The organism is Psychrobacter glacincola (genome assembly GCF_904846075.1).
Lineage (GTDB): Bacteria > Pseudomonadota > Gammaproteobacteria > Pseudomonadales > Moraxellaceae > Psychrobacter > Psychrobacter glacincola_C.
On the sequence record NZ_CAJGZH010000002.1, the window covers coordinates 521,785 to 538,458 of the forward strand.

The window sequence follows — 16,674 nt, forward strand, 5'->3', positions numbered from 1 at the left end:
TTAGAATATCTTATGTCACTATCAACTGATTATTCCACTGCTACTAGCCAAGCTTATTCATCGCAGCTCGACCCAAAAAACATTCATTTAGAACATCTTGATGCTAATGCGCGTGCAGTACTGGAGTTTTGGTTCGACAAAGACAATGAGCAACATTGGTTTGCGCAAAATGATACTTTTGATAAGAAAATAAAAGATAAATTCGGTGACATCTGGCAAGCTGCCAAGCAAGGTGAATGCGTGACATGGCGTATCGCAAACGCGCCAACCGATAGCAATAGCTCAATCACCGCTTTGGCAGGCAGACTAGCAGAAATTATTGTCTTAGATCAGTTTTCGCGTAATTTATGTCGCGGGCAAGCAGGCGCTTTTGCACAAGATAGTATGGCTATCGCATTGGCACAAGAGGCTATTGGACAACCACACTTTGATACATTACCGACTGAATGGCGCAAGTTTATCATCATGCCATTTATGCACTCTGAATCATTGATGATCCATAAGCGCTACTTACCATTGTTTGAAAAATTACATGATGACAATACGCTGGATTTCGAACATCGTCATAAAGATATCATTGAACAATTCGGTCGCTATCCGCATCGCAATGACATTTTAGATCGTGAGTCAACGGATGAAGAAGAAGCCTTCTTGCAACAACCGAACTCGTCGTTTTAGCGCTTATATATTTATATGATTGATTGCAATATGATTGATTGTAATATGGTTTATTGTAATACAGTTACTTCAACTCAAAATAAGGGTGAAGTACAAGGCAACCAAGTATAGGCATATATATATTTCAAGCGAGAGGAACGCCGAACTCTTTTATAGTGCAATAGATTGACTATCATAATAAAGCAAGGGCTGAATCATAACTGGTTCAGCCCTTGCTTGATTTTACTTACTCTTTAGATACTTTCGTTCAGATTGGTATTTTTATTCAGATTAAGAGCACGTCTTAGTTCACTTAATTATTAGTTCACTATCCCTGTCGTAAAGGTAAAGCTCTCACGCTCGATAGTATTATGATCCACTAAAATATCAAAGCTGACACGGTAGTCACTGTTGCCATGTAAACCACAGTTTTTGTCTTTTTTACTGGCAATCTGGCAGCTTTTTAAATTATCAGTGATTGGTAATATAAAAGCTTCGTTTGCTGGCAGCGCATTTGCCGTATTTTTATGGGGATCTTGGCGATAGTCTAGCAGCTCAATCGGTACATTGATATTTCGCTGGATATCATGGAATGTCACATTGCTGATATCAATCGTTTGAGCAGATGGCATATTGATATAAATAGGTTGTCCGATAGGATCCACTCGCAAGTCACGCCCTGTATGCTTGACAGGATCTGGCGTCTCATTATATAGCGCGGTTACTGTATCCGTTACGCCTTCACATGGATAAGTGAATACGCCTTTAACCGTATTATCTTTAGTCGCTTGGGTCGCTGCTGCATGGTTGACCAATACATAACCTTGGTTATTCGCCGCCTCTTTATTGTATGGCTTATAGACAACCACGCCAGCACCCGTCACGCTTGCACTAGGCATCATTAATGAACGCAAATGGTAAGGTGCTGCCAGCAAGGACTTTGCCATCGAGCCTGCCACAACATCTGAGCGAATAAGATTGCCTGCTGAACTATAGTAGATAGATTGGGCGATATTCTCAGTCACACCATATCGCACATTTGGATAGTCTGCATTTGATAAGCGATCGGTAAAACTGAGCCCACCAAAAAATGGATTATTGCTACTGGTAACGCCCGAAATATCTGCAATCTTATTTTCGTAATGCGCGCTGAATGCGGTCGGTGAGCTATTAGCAAAGACGTATTTAATATAATTTGCATGTTTAATGGCAACATCATCAAGCGCGGTATCTACAGATAAACCGCTCAGCCCACAGCTGGTACGTGCCAAACTGAACTTATTGTTGGTAATCAATGCAGCCTTTACCTCATTAGTAGCAGTAGTGCTATCAGGTTGGTCGTCAACATTATCGCTTGAATTGTCGCTTGTATTATCATTGGGCTGATCGTTTGGCTCGATAGCAGGTGGGTTCGGACTTGGCGCATTGGTATTAGAGCTGCTATCAGAGCCACCACCGCCCCCACCACAAGCCGTTATAAATACTGTCAAAAAAAGCACTGCAGCAAGATTTTTCTGTGGCGTACTGATTAATAGCGTACTGAGCGTCATTTTTTATCCTATAGAATAGTAGCGCGTATATAAGTCAATAAATGCCAGCGTTAAGTATGGGTACATAAGCTAAGTAGACTTAAGCTGCTAGGGCGTGTTGAACATTCGACCATGGCACTGACAGGGACTATTTTTCAGGCGATTTGACGTTAAAAATAGTAAGTTTAGTTATTCTAAGCGTCTCTTTTTAACAATGAAGCGGCAAAAAAGAGTTCTGTCCCCTTCTGTTAATATCGGGGCTGATACTAAAATTGCCCCATACTGCATTGCAATTTTAGATAAGGTGTTAACATTATCGTCGACTTGCGCCTTGTCTGGAACAATTTTAGCTATCAGCAGTGTCCATTTGTGAATGTTCAACACGCCCTAATATCACAGTATTAAATTTATTTGTAATGGCATTGTAATACACTCCATAAATTTTTACTTGGTGTTTGTTGAAGACTGATACGTTCATTATAGACTGTCTTATTTTTAGTCATGACTATGTCCGCTTAGGCTATTTTAAAGAAGCACGCTCAGCTCAACGTTTATTTTTAAGTGCTTTACTCTTAAGTGACTTGTTCTTAAGTGGCTTTCTCTAATGACTTTCTGACTGGTGCAAAACTACGTCTATGCGCAGATAATACGCCGTATTTTTCGATTGCCTCCATGTGCGCGCGTGTTGGATAGCCTTTATGTTTGGCGATACCATATTCTGGATGCTCAGCATCAAGCACATACATGGCTTTGTCACGGCTGACTTTAGCCAATATACTGGCGGCAGCAATGCTGGTATGACGCGCATCGCCCTTTACCCATGCTTGGCAATCGACAATCGATTTTTCTATACCCAGTTCTGCGAGCATTGCCTCATTTAATTCAGGGCAGCGATTACCATCAAACAAAACTTCGACCTGCCTCATGGAGTTGACAAGAGGATGAGCAATGGCTTTTAACAACACTTCGGTACATAAGCGCATACCGAGCATCGTCGCTTGCAAGATATTGACTTGATCGATGACTGCTGCTGGGATCTCGGCGACAACATAACCAATAGCATGCTGCTGAACCAACGGATAAAGACGGTCACGCTTCTTTTCACTCAGCTGCTTGGAGTCGGTCAAGATAGATAATGGCGTGTCCTTTAATGGCTGCATCTCAATCAATCCTGACCAAGTTTTAGGCAATATCGCAGCAGCCACATTGACGCTACCGAGCAACGGCCCACGTCCTGCTTCATCAACGCCTATTTGTAGCGTTGACTGCTGTAAGCCTTGTTCCACCTTGATCGGATACTGAGTAAGTAGCTCATCAATATATACCTGACCCGATAAACGAATAGGCTCAACCAGCTGTAGATATTGACCTTTGATATCAATTTGCTCAATACTTACTTCAATCGGGGTGACAGAGTTGTGGGTTTGGTACTGGTTACTCATAGGGGCGCGGTATCTTTGTTATTAGGTATCTTTGTAATTAATAGAAGAAGAAATGATCGCAATCAATAATGGCTTAAATCCGATGTTTCTCTTGGATAAACCATTGCTCAATCACACTATTAGCAGGATCATGATTACTCTGCTGTTGTAATAAGTACTTTGTGGCGACGAGATCTTTTAATTGCTCAGCATAGGCACGCGGTTGCAATAGCCGCATGACCGTACGACAGATATTGTCACCACTCGCCTGCTCTTGGATCAGCTCAGGAACGATTGCAGTATTAGCCAAAATATTGGGCAGCGCCACATAAGGCACTTTGACCAAGCGTTTGGCAATCTGATAGGTGAGCTTATTTAATTGATAAACCACCACCATCGGTCGCTCTAACAGCATCGCCTCTAGCGTTGCAGTGCCAGATGCTAGCATTACAATATCTGAGGCTGCCATCGCTTGTTGGCTAAAGGCTGGCTGGCTAACATCATAAACCACAACGATGGCAGCACGTAGTTGCTCTGAGCGCTGATCAATAACATCTTGGACGATATATTGGTGATTCTGATCGACGGTCGGAATGATAAAGCACAGCTTGGGGTCAAGCAATATCAGCTTTTGAATACCATCTAACATCAATGGCAAAATAGCCGTGATTTCACCGCGCCGAGAGCCTGGCATCACACAAATAAGCTGGCTGACATCGTCAAATCGTTCAATAAAAAACTGCTGCAAGCCATCGTTGTGCCAAACCAGCTCACTACGGCGCTGATTGATCGGTGTCTCTAATAATGTTTGATCGATCGTACGCAACAGCGGATGACCAACACATATTGCTGGATGATTATGACGCTCATAAACGGACAGCTCAAAGGGGAACAAACACAACACAAGGTCGGTCGCCGCTTTGATATTGTGAATACGTGACTCACGCCATGCCCAAATAGAAGGGCTGACATACTGCACGCAGAATACGCCTTGCGGTTTTAATTTTTTAGCCACTCTAAGATTAAAATCAGGCGCATCAATGCCGATAAACCAATCAATATCAGCGGCTTTAAATGCACTCAGTAATTCACGGCGAGCTTTAAGCAAGTCAGGCAATTGCGCCATGACTTCTACCAAACCCATCACCGCCAAACGCTCCAACGGAAAAATGCTTTGCAGCCCTTGCGCTTGCATCTTTGTACCACCGACGCCGACCCACACAATATCACCACGTAGATTATTCATCTGCTGCATGAAGTCTGCGCCCAAGCTATCCCCTGACACCTCACCTGCGACGATACCGATGACCAATGGCACAGTCTGTAATTCAGCACTTCGAATTTCAGACTGTGTTTGGTCTATAAAGTTATGATATTGATCAGGCGTAGCAGAATCTGTCATGACAAGCTCTCGATATTAAAAAATACAATAAATGAATGATTATTATAAAATACGACGCATAAAATCTGCGCGAAAGCTCTGTGATACCTAAGCATTCGCCATACTCACTATTTTATCGTCATACCTTTTATATTGTCATCATACGTGACGATGATACAAATAGCTAAATTAGCTGATAAAAGCTAGAAATGACTACTTAACGGGTTAATTCGTTTTTCTACACGGACAGATAAATTGAGTAACAATCTTGCTTGTTGAAGCGCTCATCTACGATTGGCGCTGAACAAGTATAACTAAGTTTTGGTTTCCTCATTCCAGTTATCAGTCAATTAACTGCGCGACTGCCCTTGTCAACCAACACTTTTGTCCGCATAATGAAACTCCCTATAAATCAGCTAGACGATATATAACCATGACAACATCAGTTACCCATAATGCAGATATTGACGACGTGAATATTGAAAAGTTCATTCCTTTGATCACTCCCGCTGAGCTAAAAACTGAGCTACCTTTATCAGATGCAGCCTATAAAACCGTATTAAACGGTCGTAATACCATCCAAAACATCTTGGACGGTAAAGACAAGCGCCTCTTTGTGGTTATCGGCCCCTGCTCTATTCATGATATCAAAGCCGCTCACGAATATGCCGATCGTTTGGCCGTATTAGCAAAAGAAATCGAAGATAGCGTGTTCGTTGTGATGCGCGTATATTTTGAAAAGCCGCGCACAACCGTTGGCTGGAAAGGCATGATTAATGACCCTGATATGAATGACAGCTTCGATATCGAAAAAGGTCTGCGTACTGCCCGTAAGCTACTGCTCGATTTGAATGAAAAAGGTCTGCCTTGCGCCACCGAAGCACTAGACCCGAATACCCCTCAGTACATGCAGGATTTGATCAGCTGGTCAGCGATTGGCGCACGTACCACTGAGAGCCAAACGCATCGTGAAATGAGTTCAGGCTTATCGTGCCCAGTAGGCTTCAAGAATGGAACAGACGGCGGCATGACAGTCGCTGTTAACGCAATGCAAGCCGTCAAAGAAGGTCATAGCTTCTTAGGTCTGTCAGCAGATGGTAAAGTCTCCATCATCAAGTCTAAAGGCAACCCTTACGCGCACGTGGTACTTCGCGGTGGTAACGGCAAGCCCAACTATGACGAGACTGCGGTTGCACAAGTGGAAAACGAGCTGGCAAAAGGCAAAACCAATAGTAAGATTATGATTGACTCAAGCCATGCCAACTCAGGTAAAGACCCATATCTACAGCCGATGGTTATCCAAAACGTTGCGGAACAAATTCAAAACGGCAATAAATCTATCATCGGCATGATGATTGAGAGTCATCTAAAGGGCGGCAATCAAAAACTGACCGCTGACTTAAGTCAGCTCGAATATGGTAAGTCTATCACTGACGGTTGCTTAGATTGGGAGAGTACGGTCACTGCCCTATATAATCTACGTGATATGGTTAAAGACGTTTTGCCTAACCGTTAATATTGACAGCCCCTCATCACGATAGAGATCACTCTATCTTGATAAGTTGCTCAGCAAAAAGCCCGTCTGACATGATATGTCAGACGGGCTTTTTTGTACGCTTTAACTTATTAGATTATCACGTTTAACTTTTCAACGTAACTGATAAAATATTACGCTTTATACATTTGCCGCACCTAAAACACTGTTTAGACTTTCAAGTACATGCTTAGAAGAGGCCTGCTTTTGCAACTCAATCAACCGCTCATGCGCCATTTGACGACGTGGCTCAGCCAAGGTATTCCAACGCGCTAGCACTTGCAATAAGCGCGACGCCAAAACAGGATTGGCATCATCCAACTTTTTAATCACACCAATATAAAGCTCTAACCCTTCTGCCATCCATAAAGCCGTTGGCTGCGAGGTGAAGGCGCTGACCACTGAGCGTACACGATTGGGCGTATTCCAATCAAAATCTGCGTGAGCAATCAAGGATTGGATAGTATCAGCGGTCACAGTATCAGCAGACGCTTGCACACTAAACCATAAATCGATGACCAAATCATTATTTTGGAAGCGATTATAAAAGTCTGCTAAATACTTATCAGCATTTAGCAGTTGATGATTGACCATCGCTTTCAACGCACCGAAACGCTCCGTCATACAGCTTGCATCATCATACTGCTGCTGCGCCCATTCATCTGCGCCATCGACATTTGCGGTCAGCGCCATATCGAGCACCACATTACGCAAGGCACGGGTGCCACGAGCCTCGGCACTATCTTCATAAGACTGCATAGGTAGCTGCTCATAAAGCTCAGCACATTGATCTTTTAGCGCCTCTGCAAGCGGCTGATACAAGTCGTCGCGCTGCGCTTTCACCAATGCTGGATCGTAATCTTTATGAATAGCAGACGCCAGCTCTTGCGCTGATGGAATATCAAGCAAGCGGGCAGCCAACATCGCATCCTCAGCCGCGAGCACAGGCAATGTCTGCGCTAGTGCTTGCAGATAGATATCAGGACTGCTCTTCTCGCCTTGACCTTGCAGCAAGATACGATTGACCAGCATCTGCGTCACTTGCCAGCGGTTAAAACCATTAGTTTCATGTTTGAGCAAAAATGCCAAATCTGCATCTTGATAATCATAATTGAGCTGTACTGGCGCACTAAAATCACGTAGCAAGGATACTACAGGCTCACGCGCTATATGTTCGAAGGTAAAGGTTTGCGTGGCTTGATCGAGTAGCAGCATACGCTCAGCCACAATGTCACCACTGTCTTTATCAAATAGCGCAGTCGCGACCGGAATAGGCAAAGGTTTTGGCGCAGCAAAGCCACTGACATGACGGGTTTGCTGACTTAACGTAATCGTCAGTGTCTGCGCTGCATGGTCATAATGTTGATGACCAGACACCATTGGTGTGCCCGGCTGACGATACCAGTCGATAAAGCTTTCAATCTTACTATCAGTGATGCTAAGCGCTGACAAAAAGTCCTCAACCGTCACCGCTTGCCCATCATAACGACGGAAATACTCATCCGTGCCTTTACGAAAATTCTCGGCTCCTAACGTATTGGCAATCATGCGCACGATTTCAGCGCCTTTCTCATAAACAGTCGTCGTATAAAAATTATTAATCTCGACAAAACTCTCAGGGCGTACCGGGTGTGCCAGTGGTCCTGCATCCTCCGCAAACTGATGAGCACGCAAGGTCGCCACATCGTCGATACGCTGTACGGCACTCGACTGCTGATCCGCTGAGAAGGATTGATCGCGGTAAACAGTAAAGCCTTCTTTTAAGCACAGCTGGAACCAATCACGGCAAGTGATGCGATTGCCTGTCCAGTTATGAAAATACTCATGGGCAATGATGGCTTTCACACTAAAGCTACGCGAGTCCGTTGTGGTCTCAGGACTGGATAACACACAAGCGGTGTTAAAGATATTTAGACCTTTGTTTTCCATCGCGCCCATATTAAATTGACTCACGGCAACAATCATATAGCGATCTAAATCGTAGGCGCGACCATAATTGACCTCATCCCATTTCATCGAATCCTTCAACGCTTGCATACCGACATCACATTTATCAATGTCAGCAGACTTTGCGTATATTTCCAGCAACACCTCACGACCTTCGCTAGTGGTATAAGAATCCGTTAATACGTCTAAATCAGCGACAACGCAGGCAAATAGATAGCTTGGCTTATTGGTTGGATCATGCCATATCGCATAATGACGATCTGGGGCATCTGCCACCTCGCCCGCTTCGACCAAGTTACCATTGGCCAATAGTGTTGGATAACGCTTATCCGCCTCAAGACGCGTGGTAAATATCGCCAATACATCGGGGCGGTCTGGATAAAAGGTGATCTTACGAAAACCTTCAGGCTCGCACTGAGTGACAAACATCGTCTCATCACCACTGCCCGCCATATAGAACCCTTCAAGTGCGGTATTAGTCTGCGGACAGATGCGTACTTGAATCTCTAAAACAACCTCATCAGGTGCATTAGCAATCGTCAACGTGCCTGCTTGTTGTTGATAATCCTCAGCCGTCAATGGCTTACCATTCATCGTAATGGCGATCAGTTCCAACTCCTCACCGAACAATACGAGATCTCCTGCTGTTTGACGTACCATCTTCAGAGTGCTGTCTACCTGTGCATGATTTTCGAACAGTTTAATATCTAAATCAACCGTTTCCACATCAAAGCTAGGTTTCTGGTAATCTTTTAAATTAATTTTACTTGGTGCATGCGGTGGCACATCTGGCATATCAGGATTAATGATTTGAGCATCAGTTTCAGCAATAGACATGGGTATTCCTATTATTATTTGTGGCAAAAAATATATACGGTAAAAAGCGGGATAATTTAGGTTAAGGCAAGTCATCAATTAGCATAATTTTATGACCATTAACATGATAATGGTATCTTGCTACATTGACCTAAACTGCCAAATTTCAAGAGCAGGTCCCAATTTTATTATGTCCATCGTCCATGACACTTATCAAAATGCGATGGCAATGAGAGAGTCGATATATCAAAAGAATGAGAGAGTCGACATATTAAAAGAGCAGCATAATCAGCATCAATCACCCATTGGATAATCGCGATTAAAATGATTTAATAGGGTCACTGATGACCAACACTCGATAAACGGCCTATTATATGATAAAGCAAACTGCCAGTCGCTCAGACATTACGTTACCATTATTGATAGATTACGTTGAGGCTCTTTTGCCCTCACTAACCATACAAGCGAACGCATCCACAACCATTGAATCTACTGATAATGACACTGAGTTGCTGTGGGTCGTCCCAGACCAAAATGCGCGGTTAGCATTAAAGACACTGCTAAAAATACCCGCTCACCACAAATATCGACACTATTAGAGCTCAATCAACGACAATTGCCTGAACGTTATGAGCTCGCCTGTTTTTGGTTGCCCACACTCTCACCAGAGTTGCTGCAGCAGTATATTCCGCTGCTCATGCGCTATCGAGATCTTTATGCGGCACACCTGCTCATAGCCCTTGATGGCACCCTAGATTTAAAAGCTTATGGCTTTACCCCATTTGATATCTTGCATGAGCCATCTTTAGAGATGAATACTACTGAGCAAACAGAGCAGCCTTTATCTGTAAAGTCATCAGCGTCCGCCAGACTTTGGCAGTTCAATTTATATGATTATAAACAGTTGCCAAATTGGTTAAATGCGGATTATTGGGCCAATCCTGAAAATTGGGGCAAGCACCGCTGGTAGTGGATCTCATATCTATCTGTAAATTCTAGCATTATTTACAGTAATACTACTTACATAAAGTAACATTTAGTATATGATAGATAGCAATTGCCTAAGTTTTATCGTAAGCAGTTCAAAAAAACAATTTTAATTAATTAAAATTTTAGGAGCTCATTATGTCAACCAGTTTTTCTAAGATCGCAGCCCTCGCTGTATTATCAAGCGCTGTGGCACTAACCACAGGTTGTGCGACCAAACGTGCTACCTCTGAAGTCGTGGTTGCCCCACTAGGTATCCCAGGTGGTCAAGTTGGATACACTGGCGCAGTCATCGTAGATAACTCAAGCGCGGTTATTATGGGCGCTGAAAACCTACAGGCGGTTGTTTACTTTGCTTTTGATAGCAGCGAAATTACTTCACAAGCAGCGAGCATTCTTAATCAACATGCCAGCTTGCTAAACTCAAATCCAGCAGCCAGCGTTGTTATCGCAGGTAATACTGATGATCGCGGTAGCCGTGAATACAACATGGCACTAGGTGAGCGCCGTGCTGCAGCAGCACGTGATTACCTTGCTACTCAAGGCGTCGCAGTAAACAATATCCGCGTCATCAGCTATGGTGAAGAGCGCCCTGCTGCCGCTGGTAATACTGAAGAAGCTTATGCACTAAATCGCCGTGCTGAATTGTCTTACTAACACCAGTAAAACCAATCACAGTCGATAAAGCTCAATATATTTTATAATTGAAAGCCCAGCAATAATATATCGCTGGGCTTTTTGCATGTTACTAAGCGAACCAATCCAATAGATGCAATCAATGATGCCAAGCTCTATCTTAAATCTGACCCATGTCCAATATACCCAGCTCGATCCTGCAACGTGGTGCGCCACGGCACAAGTGAGCGAGCGTTCATTCCTCAACCTTAAAAGACTGTGGGATGAATTACTGTGGTCATCCGCGAACAATATATCGCAAGTAGATTTTCAGAAATTTTACGAGCTTAATTGGCATTACTGCCTGTCACCAGTAAGTTTATCAACACGTGAAATGGCGCAGCGTCAACGTCAATTACAACGCAAAGGCGTTCGATTATTGCTACAACAGTTACTGAGTGAGCTAAAGTTGCGCGATACTCTGGATGAGTCAAATTTCCCGTATCGGCTTAGCAGCAGTGAATATTACGTATGCTTTAGTCATACAGGCAGCAAGAATCATGATATTAATCAAAATACCGTTCAGACAATCAATACATCATTGAACAGTAAAGTAACCGTGGTCATTAGTCGTCACCGTCCCATTGGTATTGATATTGAAACCAATCATGTAGCATGGCACGTAGCGCAGCGGTTTTATTCTGAGCATGAAATGGCTGCTTTACAAGCATTATCCCCACTTCAGCGTAAGATTATCGCTAAATTACTGTGGCAAATAAAAGAAAGTTTTATCAAAATTCATCAATACAAACTGGCACAAGGGTTAGGAGTAGATTATTCCTACCTGATTGCTGATTTGATTCATGCTATTAAAGAACCCTCATCTTTAATGGTCATAGCAGACATTAAGTCCGATTACCGTATCGCGGTATTGTCAGCGCAACAAACCATCGTTATTTTCTAGACCATTTACACCTGTTATTCATTCTAACAACTACCCTTTCACAGACAAAAAAAACGACCCTAAAAAGGATCGTTTTTTCTTGCTCTTCTTCTAATAACAGTACTTAAACTGTGATTAGATTAGAAACGGTAAGTTGCACCAAGCTTAACAATTGGCATCCACTCAAGATAGTCTTTATCTTCAAGCTCACGCTCAGCAAGTTTAGCAACTTGACCAGCATTTAAGCCTGAATCTACACCACCTGGAGTAACACCATTATCAATATTCACATTTCTTTCTGGGTCAACTGCATTTACAGTCGCGTTAGTTTTACCCATATAGGCTGCGCCGATTTCGCCGAATACACCCCAGTTGTTACCGATGTTAGGACGGAAACCGATAGTACCATAAGGTGCTAGTTTGTTACGATGTTCCATAGTACCTTGTAAAGAACCTACACCGTTTTCGCCATCAGCAACAAACGTTCTATCGTTAATTTTGTATACGCCGCCATCTGGATTAGCAGTTACGTCGATGTCGTTGTCAGGTACGATGATACCAGCACCCATTGTAAACCAGTTACCAGTAGGACGTAATTGCACACCTAGGTATGGGTTGCTGAAGTCAGAATCAACGTCATAGTTTACGTCGTTTGCGTCAAAGTCACCGCCGAATAGGTCAGCAACATCGCCACCTGCCCAACCAGCTTGTAATTCAGTTTTCTCATTTAGTGACCAACCGATGTTAGCACCATAACCTAGTGTACCAACTTCAGCGCTAACAGAAGCTGGGTTGATAGCAGTTTGGAAGAAAGTCTTAGTACCACCAACAACAGCACCAGTAGTGTTGCGAACGATACCAGCGTCAGCATTGTATGCATAAGCAACAGGCTCAGCTTCATATGCAACAGCAACAGGCTCAGCTTCATATGCAACAGCAACAGGCTCAGCTTCATACACAACTGCATCGTTACCATCAACAACGATAACAGGTTCAGCAGCTAGTGCAGCAGTTGACGCTAAAACGGCAGCAGAAATTGCTGTTAATTTAATAAGTCTCATAAATACTCTCCTAAAGTGTGGAATAAGTCGCCCATAAAAAATGACAATTTAGCTTTTTTTAAATCGATCATTTTGTTGAGCAGATTAAAACAATTTTGGCCGGAAAAGTCACCCCTCTAGGAGCGCTTTTTATTTGCCGTTATGTAAAGATTGCATAGATATTGTAATAATTACTACACCAATCCGCAAAACTTCGACTTTCTGTTACACAATACTCTTAAAGTAACTCAACAGCGCAAACATGAATATTGGTTAGCTTAATCTTCATGTAAGGATATTACAAAATATGTCATTATAATGACCTACCCATTTATTTAACTCAATGACAGTTATATAGCTTATTACTACAGTTTGTTGTATTTTGTGAGTTGGTGTAGTAATTATTGCTTTTAGAAAACTTTTCAGAAAAATAAAGCATTAGTATAAATTTCAATGTCGTATGACTGTGTGACGTTAGTATGGATGCATTTAGTATTGGCATATAAAGTAACTAGATCTTGTCTAAGCTTGATATTATGCTAAATTAGAGAATAGGAAAATTTGTCGCAAGGCTGCGTATTTACTTTTATCTGTTAATGCCTTGTTGTATTTCCTACTGTATTCTTTTTATTCTTATTGAGCCACTCATATGCCTAAAGTATCGTCGATTACCCGTGTGTTAGAGATTATCGAGGCGGTGTCCTATGCCTCAAAACCGCTCTCACCACTTGAGCTATCGCAAGAGCTTGATATTCCAAAGCCGACCATTCATCGATTGATTCAAAATTTGCTCGATGAAGGGTTTGTGACTGTGGATATTGGCGGCGGTATTATACCGGGCAAGCGGGTACGCAACTTGGGTGTTGAGCTTTGGCAGCAGCGATTGTTCTTTAATGAGCGACAAATGATCTTGCAAAAGCTGGTTGATGAGCTAAAAGAGACCTGCGGGATCGGTGTGCCTTATCAGATGAATATGATCTATACCAACCGTGCAAATACGACCTTGCCAATACAGATCTATTTGCCAGTGGGCGCAAAATCTCCAATGTGGTGTACAGCGACTGGCAAGCTATATTTAAGTCAGTTGCCGCGCACAAGCCGCGACAAAATACTGCAAAACCTGTCATTGGATAAGTTTACCAAAAATACGATTACCGATATCGATGCGCTAAACGCTGAGCTTGATCGTATCGCTGAAACAGGTATTGGTATCGATAATGAAGAGTTTATCTCTGAGATGGTGGCAATTGCCGTACCGATACGGGATAGAAAGTCGCGCTACCTTGCTTCGCTATATCTTCATGCACCGACCATACGAGTGTCTTTAGATGATCTCTTAACCCATGTCCCACGACTGCAAAAAGCAGCGAAAGATATTCAGTCGCTTGTCTATGACCTACCCAGCTAGATGATGCAATATAAGCAAAAAAAAGGTCTGCATTAAGATAATAATGCAGACCTTTTTCATAGCTACTTTGATAATTTAAGTCAATACTGAGCTGTCATGTCGCGCCATAATGCTTGAGAAATCTCTATCACCATTCTCGACAGTATGTGCAGCATAAAGCTCAGTCGCTTTAGCGCCCATCGGTGTCTCTACCTGAGTATCTTCAGCGGTCTGCATGGCAAGGTTAAGATCCTTTTGCATGAGCTTACTCATAAACCCGCCTTGATAGCCATTGCTAGATGGGACATTCTCCATTACTTGCGGATAAGGATTATAGACCTCTAGCGTCCAGTTACGACCTGAGCTTTGCAACATAATATCTGATAGCACTTTAGGATCTAGACCGTTTTTGACGCCCAGATTAATTGCTTCTGCCGTCCCTGCCATCAAAATACCTAACAGCATGTTATTACAGATTTTTGCCACTTGTCCGGCACCGTGTTCACCTGCATGAAAGATGTTTTTGCCCATCACAGCTAGTATTGGCTCTGCTTTGGCAAACGCATCAGCACTGCCACCGACGATAAAGGTTAAACTACCAGCGATAGCTCCGCCCGTACCGCCTGAGACTGGCGCATCTAGGAAGTCGATGCCAAGCTCACTTGCCGCCTCTGCTACCGTCCTTGCATCAGCTGCGGCTATCGTACTGCTATCAATGACCAAAGTACCTTTTGGCAATTCTGCCAAAAGGCCGTTGGTTCCATCTTCACCCAAATAGACAGAATGGACGTGCTTGCCAGCAGGTAACATGCTGATAACTACTTGGGCATTTTGAGCAGCATCTTTAGGACTGTCTGCTACACTGGCACCTGCTTGCTGCAAGCGCTCAGTTGCTTCTGCCGATAAATCATAAACCGAGAGCGGGTAACCTGCTTTTAACAAGTTCTCTGCCATTGGTGCGCCCATATTACCAAGTCCAATAAAAGCAATATTTGGCTTAGTAGTATCGTTATCGGTGGCATTTACATCCTTTGTATTCATCTCATCATTCCTTGATGGTTAGTATTAATCATGCGCGCAGGCGTTGCTACACATATAGCTGTAAACTATTTAATTGAGTGTAATTTTAATTTGATGTCTATATTGAATTGATAAATTCAATTTTTAACGCACAGACTGACTGCCTAAAGCCTCATCACCCAACCAATCGCCTAACGGATGCTCACCTTTAGCATAAGGACTCATAAAGTGCTGCTGTATGTACGCCTGCCCTTCGCTACTTAGGCAGTCTGCTAGTGAACGCGACCATTGTGGATTACGATCTTTATCAATCAGTAGCGCACGTACGCCTTCTTTAAAGTCAGGATTGGCCGCACAATGTACGGCTACATTGGCTTCTAAATACAGAACTTGCTCTAGTGATAAGTCAGTGACTTTATAATAAAGCGCATAAGTTAAAGCAGCAGTAACTGGACAGCCATGGCGATAAGTATCTACTGCTCGCTGCGTCCAGCTGTCATTGGCAAACTCTGTATCTATTTTTTCGAGTGCCGCATCACTTTGTAATAAAGCATCGATATCACCCAGTCCGCCGCTGTTCATCAACTGCTCAATAGGTTGCCAATAGGTTGCCAACTTACTAGCAGGCAGTTCAGCTACTGGTTGCGCAGCCAGTGCACGGCTAACGATACTATGAGCGCTATTGTTATCGCATTTATCCATACTACTAGCGGCAACTTGCCAATCACTCTGTTTTAAACTTTGTATGACGGCATCATAGTCACTACTGGCGACGGCATACTCTGCAAGATTGGCTAATAGCGCATCATTGCCATTACACATCGCGCCCGTTAACCCTAAAAACAAGCCCGTCTTAGCTGGCATACGCTGTAAGAACCAACTGCCAGAAGCATCAGGGAACAGCCCAATAGTCACTTCTGGCATGGCAAAGCGCGTGCGCTCTGTGACCAAGCGGTGACTACAACCTGCCATCAAGCCCATGCCGCCACCCATAATAATGCCGTCACCCCAGAGTATTAGTGGTTTGGAATAAAAGTGCATTTGCCGATAAAGACGATATTCATGACCAAAAAATTCTGTCGCGTAAGGATTCGGTAGCGGTGCATCAATAGACATACTGTCATATAACCTACGAATATCACCGCCTGCACAAAACGCTTTGTCGCCTGCGCCTTTTAATAGCAATGCCACCACTTGCTCATCACATTGCCACTGCTCTAGTTGTTGCGATAACAATTGACACATCTCAACGCTAAGGGCATTAAGAGATTTGGGCGTGTTTAACGTCATTACTCCAATCAGGTGACCACAATCTGTCGGCTCGGTGCTGAATAATACCGATGCGTCTGCTGTGCTTTTTTCTACTGCGCCTTCTATAGCTGTTGTCATAAAGGTGA

At 43.3% G+C, this 16,674-nt stretch carries 13 protein-coding genes; 6 read left to right on the forward strand and 7 right to left on the reverse strand.

Going from position 1 to position 16,674, the window contains the following annotated elements; all coding sequences use genetic code 11:
* The first annotated feature begins 12 nt into the window (after positions 1 to 12).
* On the forward strand, positions 13 to 678 hold the full coding sequence (locus tag JMW85_RS08340) for a DUF924 family protein (RefSeq protein WP_201581428.1): 666 nt from the start codon (positions 13 to 15) through the stop codon (positions 676 to 678).
* Between the two features lie 299 nt (positions 679 to 977).
* Here the strand turns inward: JMW85_RS08340 and JMW85_RS08345 are convergent, their stop codons facing one another.
* The 3 genes from JMW85_RS08345 to lpxB all read right to left on the reverse strand — a co-directional run bounded on the left by JMW85_RS08345 (position 978) and on the right by lpxB (position 5,009).
* Entirely contained in the window at positions 978 to 2,207 is a 1,230-nt protein-coding gene (locus JMW85_RS08345) for a CAP domain-containing protein (RefSeq protein WP_201581429.1), read from the reverse strand.
* A gap of 566 nt (positions 2,208 to 2,773) precedes the next feature.
* Positions 2,774 to 3,628 (reverse strand): ribonuclease HII, encoded by an 855-nt coding sequence (locus tag JMW85_RS08350; RefSeq protein ID WP_201581430.1) that lies wholly within the window; start codon positions 3,626 to 3,628, stop codon positions 2,774 to 2,776.
* A gap of 73 nt (positions 3,629 to 3,701) precedes the next feature.
* Positions 3,702 to 5,009, reverse strand: coding sequence for a lipid-A-disaccharide synthase (gene lpxB / locus JMW85_RS08355; RefSeq protein ID WP_201581431.1), 1,308 nt, complete (start codon positions 5,007 to 5,009; stop codon positions 3,702 to 3,704).
* 412 nt (positions 5,010 to 5,421) lie between these two features.
* Here lpxB and JMW85_RS08360 point away from each other — a divergent pair, with 412 nt between their 5' ends.
* On the forward strand, positions 5,422 to 6,504 hold the full coding sequence (locus JMW85_RS08360) for a 3-deoxy-7-phosphoheptulonate synthase (RefSeq protein WP_201581432.1): 1,083 nt from the start codon (positions 5,422 to 5,424) through the stop codon (positions 6,502 to 6,504).
* Between the two features lie 159 nt (positions 6,505 to 6,663).
* Here the strand turns inward: JMW85_RS08360 and pepN are convergent, their stop codons facing one another.
* Positions 6,664 to 9,264, reverse strand: coding sequence for an aminopeptidase N (gene pepN / locus JMW85_RS08365; protein ID WP_201581803.1), 2,601 nt, complete (start codon positions 9,262 to 9,264; stop codon positions 6,664 to 6,666).
* Between the two features lie 535 nt (positions 9,265 to 9,799).
* Between pepN and JMW85_RS08370 the strand changes: the two genes are divergently transcribed.
* The 3 genes from JMW85_RS08370 (at position 9,800) to JMW85_RS08380 (ending at position 11,851) form a co-directional block, all read left to right on the forward strand.
* On the forward strand, positions 9,800 to 10,255 hold the full coding sequence (locus JMW85_RS08370) for a DUF6231 family protein (protein ID WP_201581433.1): 456 nt from the start codon (positions 9,800 to 9,802) through the stop codon (positions 10,253 to 10,255).
* A 155-nt stretch (positions 10,256 to 10,410) separates the two neighbouring features.
* Positions 10,411 to 10,929: a peptidoglycan-associated lipoprotein Pal gene (pal, locus tag JMW85_RS08375; RefSeq protein WP_045452798.1), complete on the forward strand. Its 519-nt coding sequence runs from the start codon at positions 10,411 to 10,413 to the stop codon at positions 10,927 to 10,929.
* A gap of 121 nt (positions 10,930 to 11,050) precedes the next feature.
* The gene (locus tag JMW85_RS08380) at positions 11,051 to 11,851 is read left to right on the forward strand and encodes a 4'-phosphopantetheinyl transferase superfamily protein (protein ID WP_201581434.1); all 801 of its coding nucleotides are present in this window, start codon (positions 11,051 to 11,053) and stop codon (positions 11,849 to 11,851) included.
* 119 nt (positions 11,852 to 11,970) lie between these two features.
* Here JMW85_RS08380 and JMW85_RS08385 read toward each other — a convergent pair whose 3' ends face one another.
* Complete coding sequence (locus tag JMW85_RS08385) at positions 11,971 to 12,891, reverse strand: hypothetical protein (RefSeq protein ID WP_201581435.1); 921 nt, start codon at positions 12,889 to 12,891, stop codon at positions 11,971 to 11,973.
* A 628-nt stretch (positions 12,892 to 13,519) separates the two neighbouring features.
* On the opposite strand from JMW85_RS08385, the gene JMW85_RS08390 reads away from it, so the two are divergent.
* The gene (locus JMW85_RS08390; RefSeq protein WP_045446365.1) at positions 13,520 to 14,278 is read left to right on the forward strand and encodes an IclR family transcriptional regulator; all 759 of its coding nucleotides are present in this window, start codon (positions 13,520 to 13,522) and stop codon (positions 14,276 to 14,278) included.
* Positions 14,279 to 14,353: 75 nt separating this feature from the next.
* Here the strand turns inward: JMW85_RS08390 and mmsB are convergent, their stop codons facing one another.
* Together mmsB and JMW85_RS08400 are read right to left on the reverse strand one after the other, a co-directional pair.
* Complete coding sequence (mmsB, locus tag JMW85_RS08395; RefSeq protein ID WP_201581436.1) at positions 14,354 to 15,298, reverse strand: 3-hydroxyisobutyrate dehydrogenase; 945 nt, start codon at positions 15,296 to 15,298, stop codon at positions 14,354 to 14,356.
* Positions 15,299 to 15,421: 123 nt separating this feature from the next.
* Positions 15,422 to 16,666, reverse strand: coding sequence for an enoyl-CoA hydratase/isomerase family protein (locus JMW85_RS08400; RefSeq protein ID WP_201581437.1), 1,245 nt, complete (start codon positions 16,664 to 16,666; stop codon positions 15,422 to 15,424).
* Positions 16,667 to 16,674: the final 8 nt, after the last annotated feature.

Bases quoted from the DNA above. Each gene is read 5' to 3' on its own strand.
- JMW85_RS08390 (WP_045446365.1), top strand. From the start codon at position 13,520: ATGCCTAAAGTATCGTCGATTACCCGTGTGTTAGAGATTATCGAGGCG.
- JMW85_RS08380 (WP_201581434.1), top strand. From the start codon at position 11,051: ATGATGCCAAGCTCTATCTTAAATCTGACCCATGTCCAATATACCCAG.
- lpxB (WP_201581431.1), bottom strand. From the start codon at position 5,009: ATGACAGATTCTGCTACGCCTGATCAATATCATAACTTTATAGACCAA.
- JMW85_RS08340 (WP_201581428.1), top strand. From the start codon at position 13: ATGTCACTATCAACTGATTATTCCACTGCTACTAGCCAAGCTTATTCA.
- mmsB (WP_201581436.1), bottom strand. From the start codon at position 15,298: ATGAATACAAAGGATGTAAATGCCACCGATAACGATACTACTAAGCCA.
- pepN (WP_201581803.1), bottom strand. From the start codon at position 9,264: ATGCCAGATGTGCCACCGCATGCACCAAGTAAAATTAATTTAAAAGAT.
- JMW85_RS08385 (WP_201581435.1), bottom strand. From the start codon at position 12,891: ATGAGACTTATTAAATTAACAGCAATTTCTGCTGCCGTTTTAGCGTCA.
- JMW85_RS08350 (WP_201581430.1), bottom strand. From the start codon at position 3,628: ATGAGTAACCAGTACCAAACCCACAACTCTGTCACCCCGATTGAAGTA.
- pal (WP_045452798.1), top strand. From the start codon at position 10,411: ATGTCAACCAGTTTTTCTAAGATCGCAGCCCTCGCTGTATTATCAAGC.
- JMW85_RS08360 (WP_201581432.1), top strand. From the start codon at position 5,422: ATGACAACATCAGTTACCCATAATGCAGATATTGACGACGTGAATATT.
- JMW85_RS08345 (WP_201581429.1), bottom strand. From the start codon at position 2,207: ATGACGCTCAGTACGCTATTAATCAGTACGCCACAGAAAAATCTTGCT.
- JMW85_RS08400 (WP_201581437.1), bottom strand. From the start codon at position 16,666: ATGACAACAGCTATAGAAGGCGCAGTAGAAAAAAGCACAGCAGACGCA.